This is a genomic window from Paenibacillus odorifer, from assembly GCF_000758725.1.
Classification (GTDB): Bacteria; Bacillota; Bacilli; order Paenibacillales; family Paenibacillaceae; genus Paenibacillus_AQ; species Paenibacillus_AQ odorifer.
In genome coordinates this window covers 6,320,333-6,346,961 of the sequence record NZ_CP009428.1, presented here as the reverse complement: position 1 = coordinate 6,346,961, position 26,629 = coordinate 6,320,333, and the positions used below count along the sequence as shown (strand labels likewise).

Below are 26,629 nucleotides of genomic sequence, written 5' to 3'. Positions count from 1 at the left end.
TCTGCCGGAGCAGAACATAAGGAGGAGTAAGAAGCATGACATCCACATTTCACTCGATAGAGACGGCGAGACGCAGCCTTTTTACTCAGACCGCAGCTCTTAATACAACTGGACACAATATCGCTAATGCGAATACCGAAGGTTATACTCGTCAACGTGTTAATATGCAAGCCTCTTTACCTATTGAAGCGTACGGATTGTTAAAATCTACCGTTCCAGGTCAAATGGGTACAGGGGTGGAATTCTCATCTATCGATCGGATTCGAGAAATGTTTCTGGATGATCAGTACCGTGGTGAGAACGCTGCTTTCGGCAACTGGAGTCTTCAAGCAGATACGCTCTCTAAGCTGGAAGCTATCGTTAATGAGCCATCGGATACAGGCATTCGTACAGTTCTGGATAACTTCTGGAAATCTTGGTCGGATCTAAGTAAGAACCCTGAAGATCCAACAGCCCGTAAGATTGTAGTGCAAACTGCACAATCTTTGACGGATGCTATGAACTATATGAGCACGCAACTGAATAATCTGGAGCGGGATCTAACCACTAATATAGATGTTAAAGCAAAAGAAGCTCAGGGTTACCTGACCGCGATCGCAGATCTAAATAAATCCATCTATAAGATTGAGGGTATGGGGGATCATGCGAACGATCTACGTGATCAACGCGACCTGATGGCGGACAAGCTCTCCAAAATTGCTAATATTACTGTTGTAGAGACGGAAGCAGGTTATAACATTTCTTTAGGGGGACAACCTCTCGTAGAGGGTGGAGAAGTAACTGCAACCGTAGATGGCGCGTTTCTTAATAATGCTTATGCCTCCGGAACCTTGAAGGGCGGCGAGGCTTACGGAATGATTTTTTCCAATAATACCTATGTTGCCGATTACAAGAAACAGCTCAATGATTTGGCGAGCACTATTGCTACAGGTGACGTTGAAATTACAGTGCCAGCTGGCTCCAATCTTCCTGAGGGCACAGTGTTGACTAGTGATGCCAAGATTACACAAGCTGACGGTACCGTAGTTACTTTGACCGCTGGTCAGGCCATGCCTAAGGGCGCAACAATGTATGAGGACGTCAAGACCATTGTCAAAGGGTTTAACGGACTTCACAAGTTAGGTTACGCGATGGATGGAAGCGCCGGACGCGATTTCTTTGTAACATCAGGCGAGGCTGGAACGATTAAGCTAAATCCGGAAATTGCTGCGGATGTGAATTTATTCGCAACTTCGTTACGTACAACTGTTGATGCGAATGGAAATACGCAAGTCGTTAAAGGAAATAATACGTTGGCACTCTTATTGACTAGCCTGAAGGATAGTAAATTTACTACACCGGATGGTAGTGTGAGCAACACTGTTGGCGGACTTTTTGGCTCTATGGTTGGCCAACTTGGTATTCAATCCCAAGAGGCTGCACGTCAGACGGATAACTCAGATTATCTGGTAGAGCAGGTTAACTCCCGGCGTCAATCAGTCAGTGGCGTTTCACTGGATGAAGAAATGTCGAATATGCTAGTGTTCCAGCATGCTTATAGTGCGGCAGCACGTTTTATGACTACTTTTGATGAACTGCTCGACAAATTGATTAATTCCACCGGCACAGTCGGCAGATAAAAGGAGATATAGCGTATGTTGAGAGTAACCTCTAACATGATGAATTCACAGCTTCTGCTTAACTTAAACCGCAATGCACGTACAATGAACGATACACAATTACAGCTTTCCAGCGGACGCAAGATCAACAAGCCTTCCGATGATCCGGTAGGGATTACCTATTCCCTGCGCTACCGTGCGGAGCTCTCCTCTAATGAACAATATACTAAGAATGTTGATAGCGCACTTTCATGGCTTGATTTCAATGATACAGTTCTAGGACAGGCTGGAGATGTCGTTCAAAAGATTCGTGAACTGACTGTACAAGCTTCGACAGGTACTAATCCGCAATCCGCACTGGACAGTATCAATGCAGAAGTGATGCAACTAAAAGAGCAGCTTGTGGATATCGCTAACAGTACACTAAATGGTAAATATATCTTTAATGGTGAGCAATACACCACCAAACCATATGATTTTGCTAAGGGTGCAGATGGAACTTACGATGTATCTAAAGCAATTACTACGGATACTGGGCAGATTCAGTTCATTGTAGGTGAAGGTGTCCGTTTGCCAATAAGTACAACTGGCAATGATGTGTTCGGGAATACCGAGGATGCGGACAATTTGTTTGCAATCATTAATAATCTTTCTGCAGGATTAAAGGCTGGTGATCTCACGGCTATTTCGGGCCAACTTGATGTAATTGATACGCGTATGGAATCCATTCTGACTGCCCGTTCTGAGATAGGAGCCAAAACCAATCGTGTAGAACTAATGCAGGAACGTCTGAGTGACTTAAATGTAAACCTGACTGATTTACAGGCAAAGACAGAAGATGCTGACTACGAGGGTTTGATTATGGAGTCAAAGATTCAGGAGAATATTTATAATGCTTCCTTGTCTGTGGGCGCGAAAATTATTTCCACAACTCTCGTAGACTTTATCAGATAACGGAGGTGGTTTTTGTGCTTCAGCCGATATTGCAAATACATCAGTCTCCTGCAGTAATTGGTATTGATGCTGATCTAGGCACATACTCGATTACTCAGCCTAAGGCTGAGGTCGATATAACAACCACTCCGGGCAAACTTACGGTCCAATCTTTTAGGCCAGAGCTTACCATAGATCAATCTCGTGCATGGGCAGCCTATAATGGTGGCAATATGCTCGATATGAACAAAAGAATATACTCAGGTATTCAACATTTGTATCTTCAGGGTATTGCAAAAAAGGTCGAGCAAGGTAATCGAATGGCTCAATTTTTCAAGCCTGGAAATACTATTGCAGAAGTATATGGAACAGATACCGAACCAAATTCTTTTCCAGAGATTCGCGGACCGGCATCATTTGACAATGTAGATATTCATATTGAAACGAGAGCACCACAAATTGATTTTCGAGCCGCAAAAGTGAATATTCAAGTAGAAAGACATGATCCCGAAATTGAATATACTCGTGGCAAGTTAAATATTTATATGCAGCAATATGCTTCTATTCAGTTTATTCCACCTGAATTGAATGTCCAATTGTAGCTTCTTAAGCTATAGATGTGCCATTAAGCGCTTCTATAGCTTTTGTGTTTTGTATAATTTATTAGGATTTTGTAAGAGGTTATTTTTTCCAGCATAACTTTTGAGGAGTGAACAACTTGATTATAGAAACGCTGTCTTGGGGGAAACTTGAAGTAGATGAAGAGCAGATATATCATTTTTCTAAAGGGATTCCTGGGTTTGAGGACGAAAAGAGCTTTGCGTTGATTGCAATGTCAGAGGCTCCTTTTTGGTACTTACAGTCAATTAAGGATCAAGGAGTGTCCTTTCTATTGGGAGATCCATTTGTTTTTCATCCATCATATGAATTTGAGCTGCCTGATAATGAAGCAGAAGAATTGGAAATTGATTCGGAGATTGTAGTTCGCTGTATTATTTCAATTAAGGAGAATACAGCACAATCAACAATTAATCTGTTGGCACCCATTGTATTAAACCCGGTGAAACAAGCGGGGAAACAAATCGTTTTACACAAATCGCCTTATCATACCAAACATAGCTTGTTTCATGAGAGTTCAGATACTGATGGAAAGGATTGTGGCTGAAGTGCTCGTATTATCTCGTAAAAAAGGTGAATCTATTGTAATTCAAGATCAAATTGAGTTGACTGTGCTAAGTGTGGAGGGAGATACGGTTAAAATAGGTATTTCAGCCCCAAAACATGTGGATATTTTTCGTAAAGAGGTATTTCTCACAATTCAGGAATCTAATCATGAATCCGCAGCTCCATTACACTCAGATATGAATGCATTAATTGATCGGCTTCGAAGTCCCAATAATGATTTATGAGGTAATATTACAGGTCTAGAACAGTATATTATTATGTAAAAAGAAGCCCCTCAATCAATTAATGAACTGTGACCCGTAAGATGGAAACTTTGAAAAAAGTGACCCTCTTACGGGTCATTTTGTGTTTTAATCGAAATATCGAAATAACGGAGGAAGCCTTCATGAATAACAAAACAAGAGGAAGCTCAAGGATATTCAACGAAAATGAGATCAAACAACTAGAGAACAATCCAAATGTAGAGAACGTGACGGAAAAGAGTATTACCTATTCACCAACGTTTAAGTTGGCTGCGGTTAAGGCCTATAAGGAAGGCCAAGCCCCAATGGAGATCTTCCTTAGCGCAGGATTTAACCTAGATATTATCGGTCGCAAGAAGCCTAAGCATTGCCTAACCCGTTGGCGTAATACATATAATGCTCTGGGAGAGGCTGGACTACTAGAGGAACAACGAGGAAAAGGATCCCCGGGCAGACGACCGACAGGGGAACTTTCTACCGAGGAAAAGTTAAAACGTGCAGAAGCACGAATCAAGCTTCTGGAGATGGAGAACGACTTCTTAAAAAAGCTGGAGGCGCTCGAAAAGCAGAAGATGCAGAGGAAACGTTGACCCCCTCCGAGCGCTACGAAATTATTAACCAAACGATACGTAAGCACGGTCTGCAGCGAATGACGCGTTATTTGTGTAAGCTAGCTTGTGTGAGCTTAAGCGGATATTACCGTTGGCAAGTCGCTGAGGAAGCAAGACAGTTGCGAGAGAAGGCAGACGAACGAGACGCTTTCCTTATCAAGAAACACTATGACGCTTTGAATGGTAAAGCTGGAGCATTGGTCGTGAAGATGTGGCTGGAACGGGAGAATGGTATCATCATGAATCATAAAAAGATTCGAAGATTAATGCGAAAATATAAGCTTGTTGCTACGATCCGGCAAGCAAATCCCTATCGCAAGATGGCAAAAGCCACACAAGAGCACCAAACATGTCCCAACCTACTCAAGCGCCAGTTTGACCAAGGAGAGCCTGAGAAAGTGCTGCTGACGGATATTACCTATATGCATTATGGTAATGGACAATGTGCTTATTTATCCGTGGTGAAAGACGGGGCTACGAGACAAATTTTAGCTCACTACCTCTCTTCTTCATTGGCTATGCCAATTGTAGAACGAACACTGGAGAAACTACTTGAACGACTGGATGGCAATATTCATCCAGAAGCCCTTTTGCATTCGGATCAAGGAATGCACTATACTCACCCTAGATTCCGCCTTCTCGTACGCGAAGCTGGGTTTACACAGTCCATGTCACGGAAAGGGAACTGCTGGGATAACGCCGCCATGGAGAGCTTTTTTGGCCATCTGAAGGATGATTTGGAGTACAAGACATGTATGACTCTCTTGGAATTACGAACAAAGGTTGATGACTATATCGCCTACTATAACTCCGAGCGATATCAATGGACATTAAAAAAGATGACTCCCGATGAATTCAGGAGTCACCTATTAATTGCTTCTTAAAGGTCTTCTTTTTTCAACTTTCCACAAATACGGTCACAGTTCATAATTGATTGAGGGGCTTCTTTTTACATAAAGGTGACACATTATAGTTTCACCATAAAATTTCTGTATCCAATAGTCTTGTGAATTTTTCGGCTCCTTTTATATTTAAATGTGAAGCGTCCATAAAATCTGATTCATTAAAAAAATCAGATTCGAAATAATCCAAATATTGAAACTGATATTTATTTTGAAAATAATTAATGGCATTTTCAAAATCATTGATTACTTTTGTACCATTTATATGTTCTTTGTAGAAGTCTGTTACAGGACATACAACTACAGTGGCTTTAATTTTATACTTTTTTAATAGTATGAGAATTTCTTCGAATATTCGATGATTTTCTTGTACTGTTAATGGGTAGTTTTTGTCAAAGTCCTTTTCGATTTCAGCAATCAAATTCTTTCTTGAATTGTCATCCGGAAAATTACTATCAAACAACTGATTATTATAATTATATAACTGCTGATCACACAAAGCTCTAAAGTTGGATGCGAAACGCACGGTATGATCTTCTAGGAAGACAATATCATTTAACATATTAATTTGGTTAATTTGATCTTTAAGCGCAGTATCCTTATTATTGTGAGTACTCTGCGTTCGATAATAATAATAGCCTAAAAGCCAGTTTTGGGAGCTTAAGGAAAGATCATATTCAAAACTGTATTTAGCTAACCCTATTACACAATGTTGTAATTTACCGTTGTCTTTTAATAAAACCTCTTTCAATAGCATCAAATCATAAAATAGATCTTGGCTAGAAGCGGAAATATTACACATTTTTCTGGTAAAGTATTTTGTGTTAATAGCTCGGAGAGTGTAGGAAATACCTAATACAATACCATCGCTTACGCTAATACGTTCTATCGAATTGAGGTAAACTGCCCAACTATGTGAATGAGTAAAAATAAGATTCCAATATGACTCATAGTTAATTAGTTTATTTAAGTCATGAATGAATAGATTTTTCACATCATCAGATTCGATGAGAATGAAATAGTCATAATCATTTTGGACTACATCGGTTGAGCAAATTAACGGAGTATTTGCATATGAATTCATTTGGGGATTATCCGATATATAGGCCTTAATACAAGTGTTATCTAAAGACAAGATATTACGAACTGCAAAGGTCTTTTCTCCCATACCACAAATTGCGACATTTATTTTAAATAATCTACGAAGGTTATCCTTCAGTTCAACAAGAAGATCAATCAATTTTATTGAAATTGTTTTTTTTAGATTATGTTCCAATTCAACTGCATATTGATTTTTAAAACAATATAGGACATAATTCATCACACTCTGTTTGATTTCCCGAGGGACAAAAATGCATTTGTAAGATACGAGTACTAGTTCGTAAACATTGTCGATAAATTCATCTGTATTATAATTAACATTTTCAATACTTATTTTATTCTCGGCATTCCAAATTCTATAAAATAATTTAGCATCTATTTTTGACATATTAGAGTATTGAGTTTGTTCACATATATCAGACAAGTTTGATAAATAATTAGTTGTGTTATAATACGTAGAATTATCTTCAGAAATACTATCTGTAAGACAAAAAAATATAAAGGCAGCTTTATATTTTTTTTTGACATAAAAGATGCACCCTAAATTATAGAGTAAATCGGAGATATCAGTAAACAAAACTAATCCTTTTTTTAGGGATTGTAGAGAATTATCATAGTCTCCAATTGAATCATAAAATACGGATTTAATAGAATAATACTCTGAAGTTTCTCCAAAGTTATTTAAATACAACTCAACTAAAGAGTAAGCTTTTTCTGTATTTGCATTATTTATAGCAGATTCAAAATTCTCTATTAAACACTTGATGTTACTGGATACAGTATCCCCGGTTTCCATATATAAAAATCCTTTCTATGTATAAATGTACACATCATATGTTTTACTTAAAATTTATGTAATCATAATTGTAGTACTTATATATAATATCGGTGAAATAATAGCAAATAATAAATTGTAAAAAAAGTAAATTATTATTTCCTTATTAATGCCTGATTTATTGCCGATATATAGGGTTTTTAGAGAATAATTTAAATTATAAAAAACTCTATCATTTAGTAATGAGGTGTTGTAAATACGCTAGAATACCCGGATTATGAAAGACGATTAATGTGCAACTCTCGATGAGGATTTTTTTGAAAAGTGATCATGGTTCTATTTTTAAAGCACCGAGAAGCAAAAAAGATGCAATCTCGAGTGATTAGAATACTTGCAAGAAAAGATCATAAATAAACTTGGATTTTCAAATGATTTAGTTCCATATAACTGGAGTTTTAAAAGATGCAAAAAAAGTTCGAAAAAAAACTAAACACTTGAGTACATTTAGTCGATATATATATTAGACGCTGTCCGGCAGGGCGGCCGACCTTAATGGTTCAGCGTTTACCACATGGATGTGGAACTAATTTATTTTCAGGGAGGAAATATTATTATGATTATCAATCACAATATCGCAGCAATGAACACTCACCGCCAACTGGGTACTAACACCACGAACACTAACAAAGCTATTGAAAAATTGTCTTCGGGTCTTCGTATCAACCGTGCAGGCGACGATGCTGCAGGTTTGGCTATTTCCGAAAAAATGCGTGGTCAAATCCGTGGTTTGGATATGGCTACTAAAAATGCTCAAGATGGTATTTCTTTGATTCAAACTGCTGAAGGTGCATTGAACGAAACACACAGCATTCTACAACGTATTCGTGAATTGGCTGTTCAATCTGCGAATGATACAAATACTAATGAAGACCGTGCTGAGCTTCAAAAAGAAGTAACTGAGTTGACTACTGAAATTACCCGTATCTCGACTGACACTGAATTTAATACTAAGAAGTTGCTTAATGGGTCTGGCGTAAGCAATGCTGTATTCCAAATTGGAGCTAATACAGGTCAAGCTATTAAATTGTCAATCGGCGACATGAGTGCTGGAAAATCAGGACTTGGCTTGCAGTCCGTTGCTATTGGAACTCAAGTAGGTGCTAACTCAGCATTGGCTATTCTTGATAGTGCTATTACAAAAGTTTCTGCTGAACGTGCAAAATTGGGCGCTAATCAAAACCGTTTGGAACACACTATTAATAACTTGGGAACTACTTCTGAAAACTTGTCTGCAGCTGAATCCCGTATTCGTGATGTTGACATGGCTAAAGAAATGATGAATCAAACGAAGAACAACATTCTTGCTCAAGCTGCACAAGCAATGTTGGCACAAGCGAACCAACAACCACAAGCTGTGCTTCAATTGCTTCGTTAATAGTAATACAAAAAAAGGAAGCCTCAGGGCTTCTTTTTTTTGTATTACTATTGCTAATCAGTAGGGTATGGAACTCCGATATATATAGTAAAACAACAAGTGACTTATGAGAGGATAACCATATGATCAAGACAGTTTCTTTATGCATGATCGTTAAAAATGAGGAAAAGTATTTGTCTAGATGTTTAGAAAGTGTACGTAATAAAGTTGATGAGATAATTATAATCGACACCGGATCGACTGATAGTACTCTTGAAATTGCGAAGCAATATACAAATAAAATATATCATTTCACTTGGGTTAATGATTTTGCAGCAGCAAGGAATGAATCGTTAAAATATGCAACTTCTCAGTATGTTCTTATATTAGATGCTGATGAATACTTGGATCCTGCAGCAGATCTCCAAAAGGATATCTCTAGTAACTTTGATTATTACTATGTAAAGATTATTAATGATATGTCGTACGGGACTATACTCAAACATACGGCTATACGGTTGTTTGCCAATCATAAAAAACTTATCTATCATAATCGTTTACATGAACATCTAAATGTTATGGATAATCAAGGGGATTATAAAGGTTCAGCGGGAGAATTAATTATTCACCACTCGGGTTACACGAATGAAGTTATACAAGATAAGGATAAGCAAAGACGTAATTTATCTCTAATGCTACAGGAAGTTAAGGAGAGTCCAACAGGATATAATTTCTTTAATATGGGTAAAACCTATATGTGGTTAGGAGAACATGAAAAAGCAATACCTTATTTGCAAAAGGCATACTCATTAAGCAAAGAAATGATAATTATACCAGAGATAATAGTTTCCCTTTGTTCGTGTTTAAAAGATTTACACAGATATGAAGAGGGTTTGATGATTCTAAAAGATGCTATTCCTATTTATCCAAATGAAACTGATATGAAATATATGCAAGGATGCTTGTTTATGGAAGCTGGATATACAAAAGATGCAATGAAGGCGTTCGAAAAATGTATAGAACTTGGAGATCAAGGTATAACTGTTACAGAAGGAAATGGAGGCTATTGGGCTCGGTATAAGTTGGCTGAAATTCATGAGGGAGCATATCAATTATTAGAAGGCTACGATCAAATTACGCAGGTTTTAAAAGAAAAGAGAACATTAGGTGTTGGGTTAGAAAAGTACTTTCAAATTGTATCAAAAGCAAACATTCCTCATGATGAGGTTTATGAAAATTTCAAGCAAATATATACGATAAGTGATGAGGAAGATTTAAAGCTAATACTTGAGGTGCTTTATAAATTACGACATCCACTACTATACAAATATGTTGACCTTTATAATGTCAGTCTTCAGGATAATATTATTGCGGTGGCAAAGCAATATAATAAGATGTATGAAGAAGCAAGAGCTAATTGGATGGTAATGGATGAAATACCGAAACAAAATGTTGAAGATGTTTTATTATTGGCACTGATTTTTAAAGATATGAAGCTTTTATTACTGGTAAGAGATGAATTGAATTTGAGTATTAAGGAATCAAAAGTATTGAATGCAATTATAAATCAGGATGCACTGGTATCTATGAAAATTACTACACCTATTGAAGGTTTACTTTATAGGATGTTAGAGCATTTGATTATTCTGAAAGAGTTTGATCATTTTCAATTATTATCGGAGTATTTTTTACAAGGATCAGTGGAGAATTCCTATAAATTAGGGGAATTGTTATCAGGTTATTCTTTCAAGGAACTTGCTATAGATATTCTAATAGAATCATTCAGAAAAAGTCCGAATAATGTTAATGTTGTACGTTTACTTGGAGATATTTGTTTTGATTTAAATTATTTAGAAGACTCTCAGTTGTTTTATACTAAATTACTAGATATATGTCCAGAGTATAGTTCCTATGAAAGAATCTATAATTTATACGAAAAGTTGGATGACAAAAACGGAATGAGTGAAACAAAAAAAACCATGAGAAATAAATTCAAACTTTCTATTTCTGGTTAGTAATTAGACATTATGAGAAGGGTTGGGGGAAGTTTGAGTTTAGATAATTTGGAGAATTATTCAAGAGATTTTAAGGATAATATACAGAATTTGATTGAGAACGGTTATTTAGAAGAAGTTAAAGTAATGATACTAGAATATGAGAAAATTGTGGAAAAAGATTTTGAATTATATTCAATAAAAGGGACTATTGCTTTACTGGAGGGCGATCTAAAAAAGGCGGAAAAGTATTTTTTAGATGGCTTAACTGAAAAACCATATGATAGCGATTTGATATATAATCTGGCTTATTTATACGAGATGAGAAAAGAAAATATTAGTGCTTATAGACAATATAAAAAGTTATTCCCTTTAGCAATGGGTGATCTAAAAGAAATTGTGTCATTAAAGATTACTGAACTTGAGAAATTAACTCAAGTAAATGATTATATTGAGAGGAAAAAAGTGCTTATTATAGCGTATATTTTTCCACCTCTCGGGGGATCCGGAGTACAGAGAACATTGAAGTTTGTGAAATATCTAAGGGATTTTGGATGGGAACCAGTTGTTCTCACAGTGGATGAAGGTGACTTTCCATTTACGGATAGTACATTAGAAAAAGAGATCCCGCAAGAGGTTGAAGTTATTAGAATTAGAGAGAACAAAGACTTAGATATTTATTATGTTAATAAGCTAATAGAAATGTACCAGACTGTTGTGGGAAATGATGTAATACTGAAGGAATATATTGAATTATTAGAAAGTAATCCAGATAAATTGAATGATTTTGCTTTTCTGCCGGATCATGCAATTGTTTTTGCTAAAGAAGTGCTGGACAAAATAAATGATCTTCTTAATTTTGATGAAATTGATCTTATTTATTCTACTTCAGGTCCATATTCAGATCATCTGATAGGATATTTTTTGAAGAAAAAATATGAAAAAAAATGGATTTGTGATTTTAGAGATGAATGGACTAATAACCCATATGCAGATTTTGATAGAAAAAGCATTTTATTTAAAATGATAGAAAGCATGGAAATTAATATTTTGGAGAGCTGTGATAAAATTTTAACCACTACCCCGTTGGCAATGCAAAATTATATTAGAAGTTTTGATCTTGAAACTAATAAAATTGAGACAATAACTAATGGATATGATGAACAAGATTTCTCTGAGTTACTAACTAGTAATGAACAGGGCGGGGATAAGAAATTCCGGATTATGCATAACGGAATTATATATATGATAAGAACCCCGGAAACCTTCATGAAGGCTGTCCATAATTTAGTGCTCTATGATCTAATTCCTAGAGAGAAAATAGAGATTCTTTTTACATTAACGGAAAATGATGATCATTGGAGAGATATAGCAGAACAATTAGGAATAGACGATCTTGTGGATTTTTTGGGCTATCTAAATCATCAAGAAAGCTTATTGTATGCGTCTAATGCTGATCTTTTGTTACTGATAGTTGGACCTGGGGAAAAAAATAAATCTGTATATACAGGGAAAGTATTTGAATACCTAAGATTAGGAAAACGAATACTAGCACTTTCTCCTTCTGAAAGTCTTGTAGAAGCATTAATTAATAAGACTAGTAGAGGGGCGAATTATGAGTTTGAAGATGTTCAGGGTATGCAAGAATATATTTTAAGCTTGTACAAAGAATGGGAGACTAAAGAATTTTCGGATCTAGTTATTAATGAGGATATAAGAGGATTTGAGAGAAGACAGTTAACCCAAAAGTTAAGTGATGTATTTACTGAGGTTATTAAAGAAAATAATTAAATCTAGTGTACATTCTAGAGGGATACGAGGCTTGGAAACAAGCCTATATTAAACATTATAGCGAAGAAAATTTTCGGATTTACTATTAGATAATAGATTAACGAATTATATAGATATTGAATTGATAATTGAAAGGAGAATGGCAATATGAAAATATTAACTATAATTGGTGCACGACCCCAGTTTATTAAGGCAGCGCCATTCTCAGCATTATTTAGAGAAGAGAATGAGGAAATATTAGTTCATACAGGACAACACTATGATGCGAATATGTCTAATGTTTTTTTTGATGAACTCGGTATTCCAATACCTAATTATTATTTGGGTGTGGGTTCTGGGAGCCATGGTTTACAAACAGGACGAATGCTCGAAAAAATCGAAGAGATAATTAAAATAGAAAAACCTGATGGAACACTTGTATATGGCGATACAAATTCCACATTGGCAGGTGCGTTAGCCTCGAGTAAATTGCATATTCCAGTATTTCATGTCGAAGCAGGATTACGTAGTTATAATAAGGCTATGCCTGAAGAACAAAATAGAATATTAACTGACCATATTTCAAAACTATTATTATGTCCAACCGCAAACGCAGTCGAGAACCTAAAGCAAGAAGGTATAATTTCAGATGTGTTTAATACTGGAGATATTATGTATGATGCAGTACTTAGGAATATAGATATGTCTATAAACCAATATTCTAATGGAATTTGGCTATCTGAGATACATGGAGAAAATGGAATGATTCCTAAGTTACAGGAAAATGAATACTATTTAGCAACCATTCATCGTGCTGAAAATACTGATGATTGTGAAAAATTAGCCTATATCTTTGCAGCCTTAAGAGAGATGGATAAGCCTGTAATTATGCCACTTCACCCAAGAACTCGTAAAATGATAGAAATGCAAAAAATTACAACTCACAATGTAATAATTATCGAACCAGTGGGTTATTTATTGATGTTATATTTGACAGCCCATGCCTATATGGTGTTGACAGACTCTGGTGGTCTGCAGAAAGAGGCATATTTTTTGAAGACTCCCTGTGTAACACTTAGGAACCAGACAGAATGGGTAGAAACCTTAGAGAATGATTGGAATGTTTTAAGTTCAATTGATAGTGAAAGTATTTTAACCGCAGCAAGTAGAAAGCTTGATTGTATGAATTATACACAAACTATGTTATTTGGTGATGGATATGCTGCTGACCGTATATACCAAGCTATAGTAAATGGAAGGATAACATAATGGATCTTTTAAAACAAAAATTAATGAATAAAACAGCAACACTGGGTGTTATTGGTTTGGGATATGTAGGTCTGCCTCTTGCTGTTGAAAAAGCAAAAGCTGGATATAAAACTATAGGATTTGATATTCAAAATTCTAAGGTTGATTTGGTTAATACAGGAGTGAACTATATTGGAGATGTCGTTAACGAAGATCTACAAGCTATCGTGCGTTCAGGCATGCTCTCGGCCACTACTGATTTTGCACAGGTTGCTAAAGCTGATTGTGTATGTATTTGTGTACCAACACCTCTAGATGAACATCAGCAGCCAGATATAAGTTATGTCAAGGCTTCTGCAGAGAGTATTGTTCCTTATATGCATAAAGATATGCTGATAGTGTTGGAATCAACAACATATCCAGGTACAACTGAAGAACTACTAAAACCTATTTTTGAAACCTCAGGATTAAAGTGCGGTGTTGAGTTTTATCTAGCATTTTCACCTGAACGAGTTGATCCGGGTAACCTTATTTACAAGACTAAAAATACACCAAAGGTAGTGGGTGGTGTTACACCAAATTGCACAGAAATCGCAGCGATTTTATACGAAAGTGTTTTGGAGGCACCTATTCACAGAGTATCTTCTCCGGCAATTGCAGAAATGGAAAAGATTCTTGAGAACACGTACCGAAATGTTAATATTGGCTTGGTCAATGAACTTGCAATTCTAAGTAACAAAATGGGTATTAACTTTTGGGAAGTTATTGAAGCTGCGAAATCAAAACCATATGGTTTTCAAGCATTCTATCCTGGACCGGGATTAGGTGGCCATTGTATACCGCTTGACCCTTATTACTTGTCATGGAAAGCACGTGAATATGGATTTCATACTTCAATGATTGAATCTTCAATGATGGTGAATGACCGAATGCCAGAATACTGTGTTGAGAGATCAAGTAAAATATTGAATAGATATAAAAAGGCTTTGAATGGATCGAAAATATTAGTTTTAGGAGTAACTTATAAGCAAGATATTAATGACTACAGGGAAAGTCCAGCGATTAGAGTGATTAATGAGTTTGAAAGGCAGAATGCTGAGGTTATTTTCTATGATCCTTATGTGTCTGAGTATCAGGAGCATGGGAAAATAAAAAAAGGCGAAACTGAATTGACAGCTGAACTCATTGAAAATGTTGATCTGGTAGTTGTTGCAACAGCACATACAACAGTAGACTACAGTCTCATACAGGAGTACGCTAAAGTGATTTTTGATACTAAGAATGCTATGAAAGATATTCAAAGTAGATGGAATATAGAATTGTTATAGGAGGCAATAACTTGAGCCTTAGATATGCACTAATTGGGTGTGGGAGAATATCACCAAATCATATAGCCGCAGCGATTGAAAATGATTTGCAGATAATTGCTCTATGTGATGTAGCGACCGAAAAAATGGACGAAGTGATTACTGTATTCAATCTAAAAAATGTTGCTCGGAAATATACTGATTATAAAGAGATGTTAGAAAAAGAGAGGCCCGAATTAGTAGCTATTTGTACTGAAAGTGGCAGCCATGGACAAATTGCAATAGATGCTCTTAATGCGGGGTGTAATCTTATTATTGAGAAACCCATTGCATTATCATTAGTAGAAGCTGATAAAATTATTCAATTAGCAGCAGAAAAAAACCTTAAGGTAAGCGCATGTCATCAAAATCGTTTTAATAAGTCTATTCAAAAAATCAGAGAAGCTGTCGAGCAAGGAAGATTCGGAAAGTTGTTTCATGCAACTGCTCATGTTCGTTGGAATAGGGAAGAGAATTACTATAAACATTCTCCTTGGAGGGGGACATGGGAGCAAGACGGTGGTGCCCTAATGAACCAATGTATTCATAATATTGATTTATTGAGATGGATGATGAAAGACGAAATTGTTGAAGTTGTAGGAATGACAGATAATTTAAATCATGACTACATAGATGCTGAGGATCTTGGTATGGCAATTATAAAATTTAGAAATGGTAGTTATGGAGTTATCGAAGGAACTGTTAATGTTTTTCAGACAAATCTTGAAGAGACCTTGTACATTTTCGGAGAAAAGGGGACAGTAAAAGCAGGTGGGAAATCTGTGAATCTTATTGAAGAATGGCGTTTTGCGGATAATAGAGATAATCCGGATGAAGTTAAAGAAATGTATAATGAAGATCCACCAAATGTATATGGTTTTGGCCATAGACCACTATATGCAGATGTAATCGAAGCAGTTGAAAATGATAGGCAGCCGTATGTTACGGCTGAAGATGGTAGAAGAGCTTTAGAACTTGTACTTGCTATATACAAATCAGCATATGAAGGTAAAAGTATACAGTTACCCCTAGAAAAGGGGAGCACTATGGAGTTTAAAGGTAGGTTTAATAAATGAGTCACTTTGTGCATGAAAGTAGTTATGTTGATGATGATGTAAGCATTGGTGATGGAACGAAGGTGTGGCATTTTAGTCATATTCAAAGTGGGGTTCAAATTGGATCTAATTGCTCTCTTGGACAAAATGTCAATATATCAAATAATGTGAAAATTGGTAATGGGGTCAAAATCCAAAATAACGTATCAGTTTTTGAAGGAGTAGAATTGGAGGATTACGTTTTTTGTGGACCTTCTATGGTATTTACGAATGATTTAACGCCAAGAAGTAAGTATCCTAAAGGAAGAAAAGGATATGAAAAGACAATAGTGAGATATGGTGCCACTATTGGAGCTAATGCAACTATTGTTTGTGGGAATACTATCGGTAAATGGGCGATGATAGCTTCAGGTGCTGTTGTAACTGAAGATGTCCCTGATTTTTCTTTGTGGGCAGGTGTACCTGCAAAACAGATTGGTTGGGTCTGTAAATGTGGCAAGTCACTTAAGGATAGAACGAACTGTATATATTGTGGAGAAAAATATATTGTTATTTCTGGTTTGCTTCAAGAAAATCGAATAGAAAAAGGGTAATTTTGAAGAGGTGGATGTATGCAATTTAGGGATCTGCAAGCCCAATATCAAAAATATAAGCAAGAGATAGATTCGGCTGTTCAAGAAGTATTACTTAATGGGGATTTCATTGATGGTAAAGTAATAAGTAAACTTGAAGAGCAACTGGCTGAGTATGTAGGCGTGGAACATTGTATTTCCTGTGCTAACGGCACTGAAGCTATGACATTGGTGTTGATGGCATATGGAATAAAAGAAGGGGATGCTGTATTCGTTCCTGACTTTACATTTTTCTCAACTGGAGAGGTTGTTTCCTTTAGAGGTGCAACTCCTGTATTTATAGACGTAGAGAGAGATACTTTTAATATTGATCCTTTAAAATTAGAAGAAACTATTCAAAGAACTATACAAGAAGGAAATTTAATACCAAAAGTTATTATTTCAGTAGACTTATTTGGTCTTCCTGCTAACTATTGTAAGATCGAGGAAATTGCAGATAGGTATAATCTGTTAGTGCTAGAGGATGGTGCTCAGGGGTTTGGAGGTAATATTAATGGAAGAAAAAATTGTAGTTTCGGTAATGCAGCAACTACTTCATTTTTTCCATCAAAACCTTTGGGATGTTACGGGGATGGAGGAGCGATTTTTACAAATGATAGTGGTTTAGCTGGAAAAATAAGATCTTTAAAGGTTCATGGTAAGGGAGAAAATAAATATGATAATGTTAGGGTAGGTGTCAATTCTAGACTGGATACGATTCAAGCTGCGGTACTAATTATAAAATTAAAAGCTTTTATTGAACACGAACTTGAAGATGTTAATAAATTTTCTCAGCAATACAATAATGAACTGAGTGGTATTGTAGAAACCCCTATTGTTCCAGAAGGTTTTTATTCCAGTTTTGCTCAATATACTATAAAGTTGAAAAGTAAAAAGCAAAGGGATGAATTGCAAGCAAGGTTAAGAGAAAATGATATCCCTAGTATGATCTACTACGTCAAACCAATGCATAAACAGAGAGCATTTTCATATTTAGAAGTAGACGATGAGAACTATACTGTAACTAATGAACTATGTGATGTCGTGTTGTCATTACCCATGCACCCATACCTGACAGAGGAAGATGTTCATAATGTGTGTGTGGTAATTAAAACTTGCATAGCTCCGTAATTTGAAGGGTTCAAAAACATTTTAAAAAATAAGAACTTCAGTCCCCTCTGTACTAAGATGTGGGACATTTGACGATTGATTTCTGTATGACGGTTGAGTGGAGTCCTTCGCTTTATTTGAAATGATTTTTATAGTATTTATCTGTACTATTTCTAAATTATCCCTTCCTGCAACCGATATATATATTATAAACTAAGTGTCGTTGGAGGTCGGGCTCATGAATGTACAGTTCTCCGTATCTGCTAATCCATCAACTGGTGGACAGAGCAGGTCTGAGTCAATACCTGGTAATGGAAAAGTCGGGTCAGTGAACGAATTGACTTCAGTTAAAGATATCAAGGATTTAAGTAGCAAAGAGCGTGAAGGCATTTCAGTCTCAGTTGCAGAGGAGCAGTTGATCAGGAATATTGAGCGCGCAGTGAAGACTTTACAAGGACCGAAAACTATTTTAGAAATCAGTGTACACGAGAAGACACATGACATTATGGTTAAGGTACTAAACGAAGACACTGGTGAATTGATTCGTGAAATACCGCCTGAAAAAACATTAGATCTAGTAGCGAAAATGATGGAAATTGCAGGAATTCTAATCGATCAACGTGTATAGGGAGGAGTGAACAAATGGTTCTTAGGGTTAATGGTTTTTCATCAGGAATGGACATTGATAGCATTGTTAAACAAATGATGTCGGCAAAAAGGCAGCCCCTAGATAAGCTTAATCAACAGAAAACTCTATTAGAGTGGCAGAGGGACAGTTATCGTGAGCTTAACAGTAAACTTGTAGATTTCAAAGCCAATAAGTTAAGTAGTTGGAACAAACAATCTCAAATGAATGCACAAAAGGCAGTAGTGAGTGGAAATACTCTTGCGGTAAAGGCAGAGGCAAATGCTGATGCTAATGGAGTAGAAATGAGTGTTCAGGTAACGAAACTGGCTACAAAATCTTCTTTAGAGTCAACAACACAGCTTACTACCAGTTCATCCGAAAAAGCAACGATTAGAACAAAATTGAGCGATATGCTAGGTGCGACTACTCCATTAGAATTTAAAGTTGATGGAGGGGTCACTCTTACTTTTACTGATGAAGACACCATATCCTCAGCGATTAGTAAAATTAATAGTAGTTCAGCAGGTGTGACGGCAAGTTTTGATGAGGTGAGTGGACGATTTACTATTTCGGCAAAAGAATATGGGGCTGACAACGTATTAGAGAAGAATAAGTTGAGCGGTTCTTTTTTAAGCCTAATGAATGTTGGTGCCGTGAAAAATGCGGAGAACGCTGAAGTTTATATTTCCAGTGGTAAGCAAGGAAGTACGGAAACTCCTGTTAAATATACTCCATCTTCCAACAATTTCACGGTTAATGGCATTCAATTAACTTTGCAAGGCTTGTCTGGAACAGCAGGTACTACAACAATTGCTACACAGACAGATCCTACTAAAGCTATTGAAACCATTAAATCTTTCGTGGAAGCATATAATGAACTTATTAGCTTATTCACTAAAAAAACAGATGAGAACAAGTATCGTGATTTCGCGCCATTGACATCAGAGCAAAAGGAAGCGATGAAAGAGAGTGAAATCACAACATGGGAGGAAAAGGCGAAAAGCGGATTGCTTAAGAATGATGCAATACTCAAGTCTACAGTTTCTGACTTTCGGTCCGTAATAACTTCTAAGCTTGGAGATCTTAGTTCATTTGGGATTACTACAGGACAATACTTTGAGAACGGTAAATTATATATAAATGAAGAAAAATTAAAACAAGCATTGACTGATAATCCGGAAAAAGTTACATCCTTGTTTCAGACTCCTTCGGGAGGGTCGGGCATATTTACAAGTCTTTCAACCTTAGCCGATAAAGCTTTGGATAAAATTGTATTGAAGGCGGGCACATCTAAATTCTCTGCGGATATAAATAGCACATACAAAACTGAGAGTGTTATGGGAAGACTTCTGAAGGATTATAATTCCCGAATTGATGCGTGGGCTGACAGATTGACTGATATGGAAACCAGATATTATAAGCAGTTTACTGCTATGGAAACTGCAATGAGTAAGTACAATTCCCAATCAAGTAGCTTATCAAGTTTTATGTCTAGCTAGTAAGAGAAAAGGGTGACACAAATGATAAATTCTCCTTATGAAAAATACCGTCAGTCATCGGTAAAAACATCGACCCCCTCACAGTTACTGATTATGTTATTTGATGGAGCGATTAGATTTGTAAGGGCGGGTATGGAAGGAATCGATTCAGTTGACTATCAAAAGACAAACATTAACCTGGGGAAAGCGCAAACAATTGTTAGTGAATTGATGTCGACACTGGATCCTACCTATGACATATCTAAAAGTTTGAATGATCTATACGAATATATAAATCATTTGTTGATTCAAGCTAATGTGAAGAAAGACAAGGTACCTGCAGAAGAGGCGCTACAGTATTTGACTGAGTTTCGAGTAACTTGGTTAGAGGCGTCAAAGCTGGTACCAACACATGAGAAAACCCATGGATAATTGTATCTTAGAGTTAAATAAGATTACTCAAGATATTATCATTAGACTAGATAATTGTTCATATGAAGAATTAACTGATTTCGTCGAACAACGTCAAAATTTGATAGATCAACTCGAACAGCATGTGAAAATACAGTCGATCGGTGTAACCCAGCAGCATCAGTTACGAGAGTTGTTGGAAGCCGATCCTATGATAATTGCAAGAATGCAACAACTTAAAAGTGAGGCAGCTAAGTGGCTTCAACAGAGAGAACAGGCCAAAACCCAACGCAACGCCTATGAGGCCGCCTACACCCCAGACAGTTTTCTTATGGATCGCAAAAAATAATTTATCGGTGTTTCACTATAGGAGTAGACGGGTATTAAATACCGTCTGCTCCTTTTTTTGATCATTGTACCGAATCTATTTCTTGTTTATGGAAAATTTAATAGTTTATTTTACGTGGTAAATTATTGAATGTAAACATTTTCTTTTCCAATTGACAATAAAGAAGTTACGGTGGTATAGTCGAATTGTGAGCAAGACTCACGTTCATCTGATGACGAAGGGAATGTTTAATCAATGGAAGGTAAAGTAAAATGGTTTAACGCAGAAAAAGGTTATGGTTTTATCGAGACTGCAGACGGTGGCGACGTATTCGTACACTTTTCCGCGATTCAAACTGATGGTTTCAAGACATTGGATGAAGGTCAATCCGTAGAATTCGATATCGTTGAAGGTGCACGTGGACCACAAGCAGCTAACGTAATCAAATTATAATCATCCGGCGAAGCCGAACTACATATAAGTAGATGGTTAGCAATTTAGACAGCGCTAGCAGGGATCTTGGAATCTTCCAAGATCCTTTTTTTGTGCGTTCATATGTGTCTAGTATAGCCAATCCTAGTAAAGAAAATAGCCTATTTTGTAAATTCATTTTATGGAAAATGTTAGAACTCTGCAAAAGGTGGGTAATAGATATACGTTGAGCTGTTTATCTTACCTCGACACACACTATGTTAGCCTAGGTTACTACATTCACGAAGAAATTCAATATAGCCTAAGCTATCAAAACAATTAGGAGGGTGATTAGCAGGATGAAGAAGATGTGGCGCGGTCTTATGACCGGAATATTAGGTACTAGTATGTTATTGGGGTCTCTCGGCAGCGTATCTGCTGCAACTGTACCTAAGGATATTCAAGGCCACTGGGCGCAAGGTCAGCTGCAGGAATGGCTAGATAGAGGTTACCTTGGAGGATACCCAGATGGAACGGTGAAACCAAACAAAGCAATTACGCGTGGTGAGTATGTGACTATGGTAAATCGCCTATTAGGGTTTACAACTAAAGCAACAGTAACTTTCAAAGACATGAAGAGCACAAACTGGAATTACAGTGAAGTGGCTAAAGCCGTGGAAGCTGGATATATCGGAGGATACGAGGATAATACGTTCCGTCCTAATAATCCGCTTACAAGAGAAGAAGCAGCTGTAATTACTGCAAAATTACTTAAATTGAGCACCAATACAACTTCGAACAAATTTAAAGACAATGCACAAATTGCAGCATGGGCAAAAGGTGCTGTAGCAGCCGCAGTGGAAAAGAAGATTGTTAACGGTTATCCAGATGGAACCTTTGGTCCTAAGAGATCGTTAACACGTGCCGAGGCTGTAGGTATTATCAATACTTCAGCTATCTATTATCCTGGTAGTGGCACAGGTGGTGGTGTAACACCTACACCAACTCCAACGGCTACTCCGACACCAACAGCTACACCAACCCCAACTGCTGCTCCAGGTGGTAGTACGGGCGGAGGTTCTGGCGGTGGTAACGGTGGCGGAAGTAGCACAGCGCCAACAGTAAGTGGGGCAACCTACGGTAATGTTGGTTCGGTCACAGCGGATGTATACCTGACACCTTCCGTAACTGGTGCAGTATACTATGTTGTAGCTCCTTATAATGCTGATGTAATTGCTCCAACTGCATTACAGGTGGAAAAAGGACAAATTAGTAACGGGACTGCAAGTGGTATCCATGGTAGTGTTGCGACTGTAGCTAACACAACGGTTACATTCTCTGTTTACGGATTGAATCCTGGTACAGAATATGCAACATATATCACGCTTGCGGATGCAGCTGGTAACTTGTCTACTGTAACGACAGTTCGGTTGACTACTGCTCAAGCTACTGCTAGCTCGATTTCGCTTTTTGAGCCGGGACAAGTTAGTACAGTTACAGCAGATGTATATGTTAAATATGGTGTAACAGGTGGCGATACAACCCCAGTTAGATATGTAGTATTGCCAGCAAATGATAAGGCACCTACTGCAGCGCAGATTGCTTTAGGTCAAAATGGTAGCGGTACTGCACTGGCTGCTCCATGGACTGACACACTTACGTTTGCTCCTGGTGTAAAACGTACACAGACCCTAACTGGTTTAGCAGCAAATACTGCCTATAAGGTATATGTTATTGCAGGATCGGGTTCTCAATGGTCTCCTGTAGAAATCATTCAAATTCATACCAAATAGCCTGACCTTATGTGATTTCATTCGGAGAATATAAGAGTGGAATCCGTACTATAATAACGACAGGTTTACTTTTGGTCCGGTAGGGCGATTGGTTGCTCTTACCGGACTTGTTTTATTTGTGAACGCTATGACAACATTTGTTATCTAAATGTAAGGGCTGTAAGGAATTGCTTTTTACTTAGCGCTTACAATTTGGTATAATGAAGGTGTAACTAAAGGAGGAGTGGCCATGCAATTCACCATTCGAGGTCAACAAATTGACGTGACCGACGCTTTGAGAGAGTATGTTGATAAGAAGCTCAGCAAACTTGAGAAGTATTTCGAAGCACCCCCTACCTCTGAAGGGTCTGTGACGCTTGGCGTAGTTCGCGGCCTTCATACGGTGGAAGTAACCATTCCGCTTGCTGGCGTGACGCTTCGTGCGGAAGATCGCAGCGATGACATGTATGCTTCCATAGACGCCGTTGTGGACAAGCTGGAACGCCAAATTCGCAAACACAAAACGAAGCTGAACCGTAAGTTCCGTCAAGAGGGACTCAAGACGCTGTTTGTGGATGGAGCTAGTGCCGCTGTTGCTGTAGAAGAACAAGATTATGATGATTTAGAAGTGGTTAGGAACAAACGCTTTACGATGAAGCCGATGGATGTGGAAGAAGCGATTCTGCAAATGAACATGGTAGGACATAATTTCTTTGTGTTTTCCAATATCGACACCTCGGAAGTTAGCGTAGTTTACAAACGTGATGATGGTAAATATGGACTGATTGAACAGGGCTAAGATACAATGATGCCAGTTATGCTCTAAGTATAAAGGGCCTCGAGAGTTAGTCAGAACCTAGGAAATTTAAACCGAGCCCCTATTCGCTTATAGCGAATAGGGCTCTTGTGCGTATATATGAAAAATGTGGCTGTTACACCTTGTATTGCGGCATCTCTTACAAACTGTTACAATTTATGAAGCAGCGGAATCGAATTTATAAATGGCCCTTTCAATTTTGTGAGGATGGGCTCGGTTCCACCATCTGTGTTGCATGAAAGGGGTTAACCATGCTAGGACTTGTAAAGAAAATATTCGGAGACACAAACGATCGTGACGTTAAACGTCTCATGAAGACAGTCGATGTAATTAATGGATTGGAGCCGGAATTTGTAGCACTATCCGATGAAGCTTTAAAAGCTAAGACGGAAGAGTTCCGCGCCCGTATTGAGAAAGGCGAAACCTTGGAAGAAATTCTTCCTGAGGCGTTTGCAACCGTACGTGAAGCTTCCAAACGGACGCTTGGCATGCGGCATTTTGATGTACAGTTAATTGGTGGTATGGCCCTGCATGAAGGCCGAATCTCCGAGATGAAGACTGGTGAAGGTAAGACTCTAGTAGGAACATTGCCAGTGTACTTAAATGCTTTGCTTGGTAAAGGCGTACACGTAGTAACGGTCAATGACTATTTGGCTCAGCGCGACAGCGCACAAATGGCACAAATCTATAACTTCCTGGGCATGACGGTTGGGGTTAACCTAAGCGGTATGGACCATGCTGATAAACAAGATGCTTACGCCTGCGATATTACGTATGGCACGAACAACGAATTTGGTTTCGATTATTTGCGTGACAACATGGTGCTTTATAAAGAACAAATGGTTCAGCGCCCTCTTTATTTCTGTATTATTGATGAAGTGGACTCCATTCTTATTGATGAAGCACGTACACCTCTTATCATTTCCGGACAAGCTGAGAAGTCTACTGAATTGTACTTTGCAGCAGACCGCTTTGTGAAAAAGCTTAAAGCTGAAGAAGACTACACAGTTGATATCAAAGTGAAGTCTGTAGCCTTGACTGAAAAAGGTGTAGCTACTGCTGAACGTGCTTTTGGTATTGAGAACTTGTATGATCACAGTCATGTAACCTTGAATCACCATATCGTCCAAGCCCTGAAAGCAAACGTAATTATGCGTCGTGACGTAGATTACGTTGTTAACGAGGGTGAGGTCGTTATTGTTGATGAATTTACGGGACGTTTAATGTCAGGCCGTCGTTATAGTGACGGTTTGCACCAAGCGATTGAAGCGAAGGAAGAAATCGAAGTACAGAATGAGAGCATGACGCTTGCTACGATTACTTTCCAGAACTATTTCCGTATGTATCGCAAATTGGGCGGTATGACAGGTACAGCTAAAACTGAGGAAGAAGAGTTCAAGAAGATTTATGGTCTTGAAGTTCTTCAAGTCCCTACGAATAAACCAAATCAGCGCATAGATATGCCGGATGTCGTCTACAAGAGTGAGAACGGTAAGTTCAACGCTGTAGTGGCAGAAATTGTAGAACGTCACAAAAAGAACCAACCTGTACTTGTGGGTACAGTGTCGATTGAGAATTCAGAGCTCGTATCTGAAATGCTGAAGCGCAAAGGCGTTAGACACCAAGTGCTTAACGCGAAGCATCACGCTGCGGAAGCTGAAATCATTACACATGCAGGTCAGCCTGGTACAGTTACGATTGCTACCAACATGGCAGGTCGTGGTACGGACATCGTTCTGGGCGAAGGTGTGACAGATCTTGGTGGTCTGCATATCATTGGTACAGAGCGTCATGAATCGCGCCGGATTGATAACCAGCTGCGTGGTCGTGCGGGTCGTCAAGGAGACCCGGGTTCTACACAATTCTACTTGTCCCTTGGTGATGAATTGATGAAGCGTTTCGGCGCTGACAACGTTTTGAGTATGATGGATCGCCTTGGGTTTGAGGAAGATCAGCCCATTGAGAGCCGCATGATTACGCGTGCTGTGGAATCTGCTCAGAAACGTGTTGAAGGTAATAACTTTGATATTCGTAAAGTCGTATTGCAATATGATGACGTGATGAATCAACAGCGTGAAATTATTTATAAACAACGCCGTGAGATTCTGGAGTCTGAAAATATTAAAGATATCGTACTTGAAATGATCAAGCCAGTTATTGAACGTATTGTTCACGCACACTGCAGTGACGATATTCCTGAGAACTGGGAGCTGCAAGAAGTTGCTGATTACGTAAACAGCAAGCTGCTTGAAGAAGGTGCTTTGACTCGCGATATTCTGTGGGGCAAGGAAGCAGAAGAGATCATTGAGTACATCTTTGAACGTGTACTTGAGAAATATGCTGCTCGTGAAGAACGCCTGGGTTCAGAATTGGTACGTGAATTCGAGAAGGTAATCGTGCTGCGCTCCGTGGACAGCAAGTGGATGGATCATATCGATGCGATGGATCAATTGCGTCAAGGGATTCACCTGCGTGCTTACGGTGGTACAGATCCACTTCGCGAGTATCAATTCGAAGGATTCGAAATGTTTAATACTATGACGGCTACGATTCAAGAAGAAGTAGCTACTTATATTATGAAGGCTCACATCGAGACAAATCAGGAGCGTCAATCCGTTGTAGAGGAAAATAAAATTTCCACTAACAGCGAACCTGCTGAGAAACGTCCGGTACATGTTGAGGCGGCAGCTGGTCGTAATGATCTTTGCCCTTGCGGAAGCGGCAAGAAGTACAAGAACTGCCACGGTCAAAACGCATAAAACAAACGTTTAGTAGCGCTCATATTCAGGTGTTGAAGATGTAAGTCTTTAGCCCTGATCTCTATGGGTATACTAACCATAAAGAGCGGCTGGGCCCGGGGGTATCCCCCGTTTACGGCCCAGTCGCTTT

At 38.0% G+C, this 26,629-nt stretch carries 23 protein-coding genes; 22 read left to right on the top strand and 1 reads right to left on the bottom strand.

All coding sequences use genetic code 11. From position 1 onward, the window contains the following. Positions 1–35 precede the first annotated feature (35 nt). The 6 genes from flgK to PODO_RS30810 all read left to right on the top strand — a co-directional run bounded on the left by flgK (position 36) and on the right by PODO_RS30810 (position 5,453). Entirely contained in the window at positions 36–1,619 is a 1,584-nt protein-coding gene (flgK, locus tag PODO_RS27775; RefSeq protein WP_038573615.1) for a flagellar hook-associated protein FlgK, read from the top strand. Positions 1,620–1,634: 15 nt separating this feature from the next. Then, positions 1,635–2,552 carry a flagellar hook-associated protein FlgL gene (gene flgL / locus PODO_RS27770; RefSeq protein ID WP_038573613.1) on the top strand — a complete coding sequence of 306 codons (918 nt, stop codon included), beginning with the start codon at positions 1,635–1,637 and terminating at the stop codon, positions 2,550–2,552. 14 nt (positions 2,553–2,566) lie between these two features. After that, positions 2,567–3,133 (top strand): DUF6470 family protein, encoded by a 567-nt coding sequence (locus tag PODO_RS27765; protein WP_052097364.1) that lies wholly within the window; start codon positions 2,567–2,569, stop codon positions 3,131–3,133. A 116-nt stretch (positions 3,134–3,249) separates the two neighbouring features. After that, positions 3,250–3,696 carry a flagellar assembly protein FliW gene (gene fliW, locus PODO_RS27760; RefSeq protein ID WP_038573610.1) on the top strand — a complete coding sequence of 149 codons (447 nt, stop codon included), beginning with the start codon at positions 3,250–3,252 and terminating at the stop codon, positions 3,694–3,696. Between the two features lies 1 nt (position 3,697). After that, positions 3,698–3,940, top strand: a complete 243-nt coding sequence (csrA, locus tag PODO_RS27755; RefSeq protein WP_038574930.1) for a carbon storage regulator CsrA — start codon at positions 3,698–3,700, stop codon at positions 3,938–3,940. A 161-nt stretch (positions 3,941–4,101) separates the two neighbouring features. Further along, positions 4,102–5,453 (top strand): IS3 family transposase gene (locus PODO_RS30810; protein WP_141118633.1). Its coding sequence is split into 2 segments (ribosomal slippage): positions 4,102–4,489 and positions 4,489–5,453, totalling 1,353 coding nucleotides; the frame shifts between segments, so codons are not numbered across the junction. A gap of 91 nt (positions 5,454–5,544) precedes the next feature. Here the strand turns inward: PODO_RS30810 and PODO_RS27740 are convergent. Continuing rightward, positions 5,545–7,368 (bottom strand): hypothetical protein, encoded by a 1,824-nt coding sequence (locus PODO_RS27740; protein WP_038573608.1) that lies wholly within the window; start codon positions 7,366–7,368, stop codon positions 5,545–5,547. A gap of 592 nt (positions 7,369–7,960) precedes the next feature. Between PODO_RS27740 and PODO_RS27735 the strand changes: the two genes are divergently transcribed. The 16 genes from PODO_RS27735 (at position 7,961) to secA (ending at position 26,499) form a co-directional block, all read left to right on the top strand. Next, positions 7,961–8,782 (top strand): flagellin N-terminal helical domain-containing protein, encoded by an 822-nt coding sequence (locus PODO_RS27735; protein WP_038573606.1) that lies wholly within the window; start codon positions 7,961–7,963, stop codon positions 8,780–8,782. Positions 8,783–8,904: 122 nt separating this feature from the next. After that, positions 8,905–10,776 (top strand): glycosyltransferase, encoded by a 1,872-nt coding sequence (locus tag PODO_RS27730; protein ID WP_038573604.1) that lies wholly within the window; start codon positions 8,905–8,907, stop codon positions 10,774–10,776. 12 nt (positions 10,777–10,788) lie between these two features. Then, positions 10,789–12,546 carry a glycosyltransferase family protein gene (locus PODO_RS27725; protein ID WP_143758634.1) on the top strand — a complete coding sequence of 586 codons (1,758 nt, stop codon included), beginning with the start codon at positions 10,789–10,791 and terminating at the stop codon, positions 12,544–12,546. A gap of 147 nt (positions 12,547–12,693) precedes the next feature. Next, entirely contained in the window at positions 12,694–13,794 is a 1,101-nt protein-coding gene (wecB, locus tag PODO_RS27720) for a non-hydrolyzing UDP-N-acetylglucosamine 2-epimerase (RefSeq protein WP_038573602.1), read from the top strand. After that, entirely contained in the window at positions 13,794–15,101 is a 1,308-nt protein-coding gene (locus tag PODO_RS27715) for a nucleotide sugar dehydrogenase (RefSeq protein WP_038573600.1), read from the top strand. Before wecB ends, PODO_RS27715 begins: the two co-directional genes overlap by 1 nt. A gap of 11 nt (positions 15,102–15,112) precedes the next feature. After that, positions 15,113–16,195: a Gfo/Idh/MocA family protein gene (locus PODO_RS27710; protein ID WP_038573598.1), complete on the top strand. Its 1,083-nt coding sequence runs from the start codon at positions 15,113–15,115 to the stop codon at positions 16,193–16,195. Beyond that, positions 16,192–16,767, top strand: coding sequence for an N-acetyltransferase (locus PODO_RS27705; RefSeq protein WP_038573596.1), 576 nt, complete (start codon positions 16,192–16,194; stop codon positions 16,765–16,767). Before PODO_RS27710 ends, PODO_RS27705 begins: the two co-directional genes overlap by 4 nt. Positions 16,768–16,785: 18 nt before the next feature. Continuing rightward, entirely contained in the window at positions 16,786–17,916 is a 1,131-nt protein-coding gene (locus tag PODO_RS27700; protein ID WP_038573594.1) for a DegT/DnrJ/EryC1/StrS family aminotransferase, read from the top strand. Positions 17,917–18,133: 217 nt separating this feature from the next. Continuing rightward, positions 18,134–18,523, top strand: coding sequence for a flagellar protein FlaG (locus PODO_RS27695; protein WP_038573590.1), 390 nt, complete (start codon positions 18,134–18,136; stop codon positions 18,521–18,523). Between the two features lie 14 nt (positions 18,524–18,537). Further along, a complete protein-coding gene (gene fliD / locus PODO_RS27690; RefSeq protein WP_038573589.1) occupies positions 18,538–20,022 on the top strand; it encodes a flagellar filament capping protein FliD in 1,485 nt (494 codons plus the stop codon). 21 nt (positions 20,023–20,043) lie between these two features. Continuing rightward, positions 20,044–20,433, top strand: coding sequence for a flagellar export chaperone FliS (gene fliS / locus PODO_RS27685; RefSeq protein WP_036678499.1), 390 nt, complete (start codon positions 20,044–20,046; stop codon positions 20,431–20,433). Further along, complete coding sequence (fliT, locus tag PODO_RS27680; protein ID WP_244886401.1) at positions 20,414–20,761, top strand: flagellar protein FliT; 348 nt, start codon at positions 20,414–20,416, stop codon at positions 20,759–20,761. The genes fliS and fliT overlap by 20 nt, the downstream gene beginning before the upstream one ends. 234 nt (positions 20,762–20,995) lie before the next feature. Continuing rightward, positions 20,996–21,193 carry a cold shock domain-containing protein gene (locus tag PODO_RS27675; RefSeq protein WP_019915069.1) on the top strand — a complete coding sequence of 66 codons (198 nt, stop codon included), beginning with the start codon at positions 20,996–20,998 and terminating at the stop codon, positions 21,191–21,193. A 317-nt stretch (positions 21,194–21,510) separates the two neighbouring features. Then, positions 21,511–22,944 carry an S-layer homology domain-containing protein gene (locus PODO_RS30260; protein ID WP_052097358.1) on the top strand — a complete coding sequence of 478 codons (1,434 nt, stop codon included), beginning with the start codon at positions 21,511–21,513 and terminating at the stop codon, positions 22,942–22,944. Positions 22,945–23,173: 229 nt separating this feature from the next. Continuing rightward, a complete protein-coding gene (gene hpf, locus PODO_RS27665; protein ID WP_036678506.1) occupies positions 23,174–23,722 on the top strand; it encodes a ribosome hibernation-promoting factor, HPF/YfiA family in 549 nt (182 codons plus the stop codon). Between the two features lie 269 nt (positions 23,723–23,991). Beyond that, positions 23,992–26,499 carry a preprotein translocase subunit SecA gene (gene secA / locus PODO_RS27660; RefSeq protein ID WP_036678509.1) on the top strand — a complete coding sequence of 836 codons (2,508 nt, stop codon included), beginning with the start codon at positions 23,992–23,994 and terminating at the stop codon, positions 26,497–26,499. Positions 26,500–26,629: the final 130 nt, after the last annotated feature.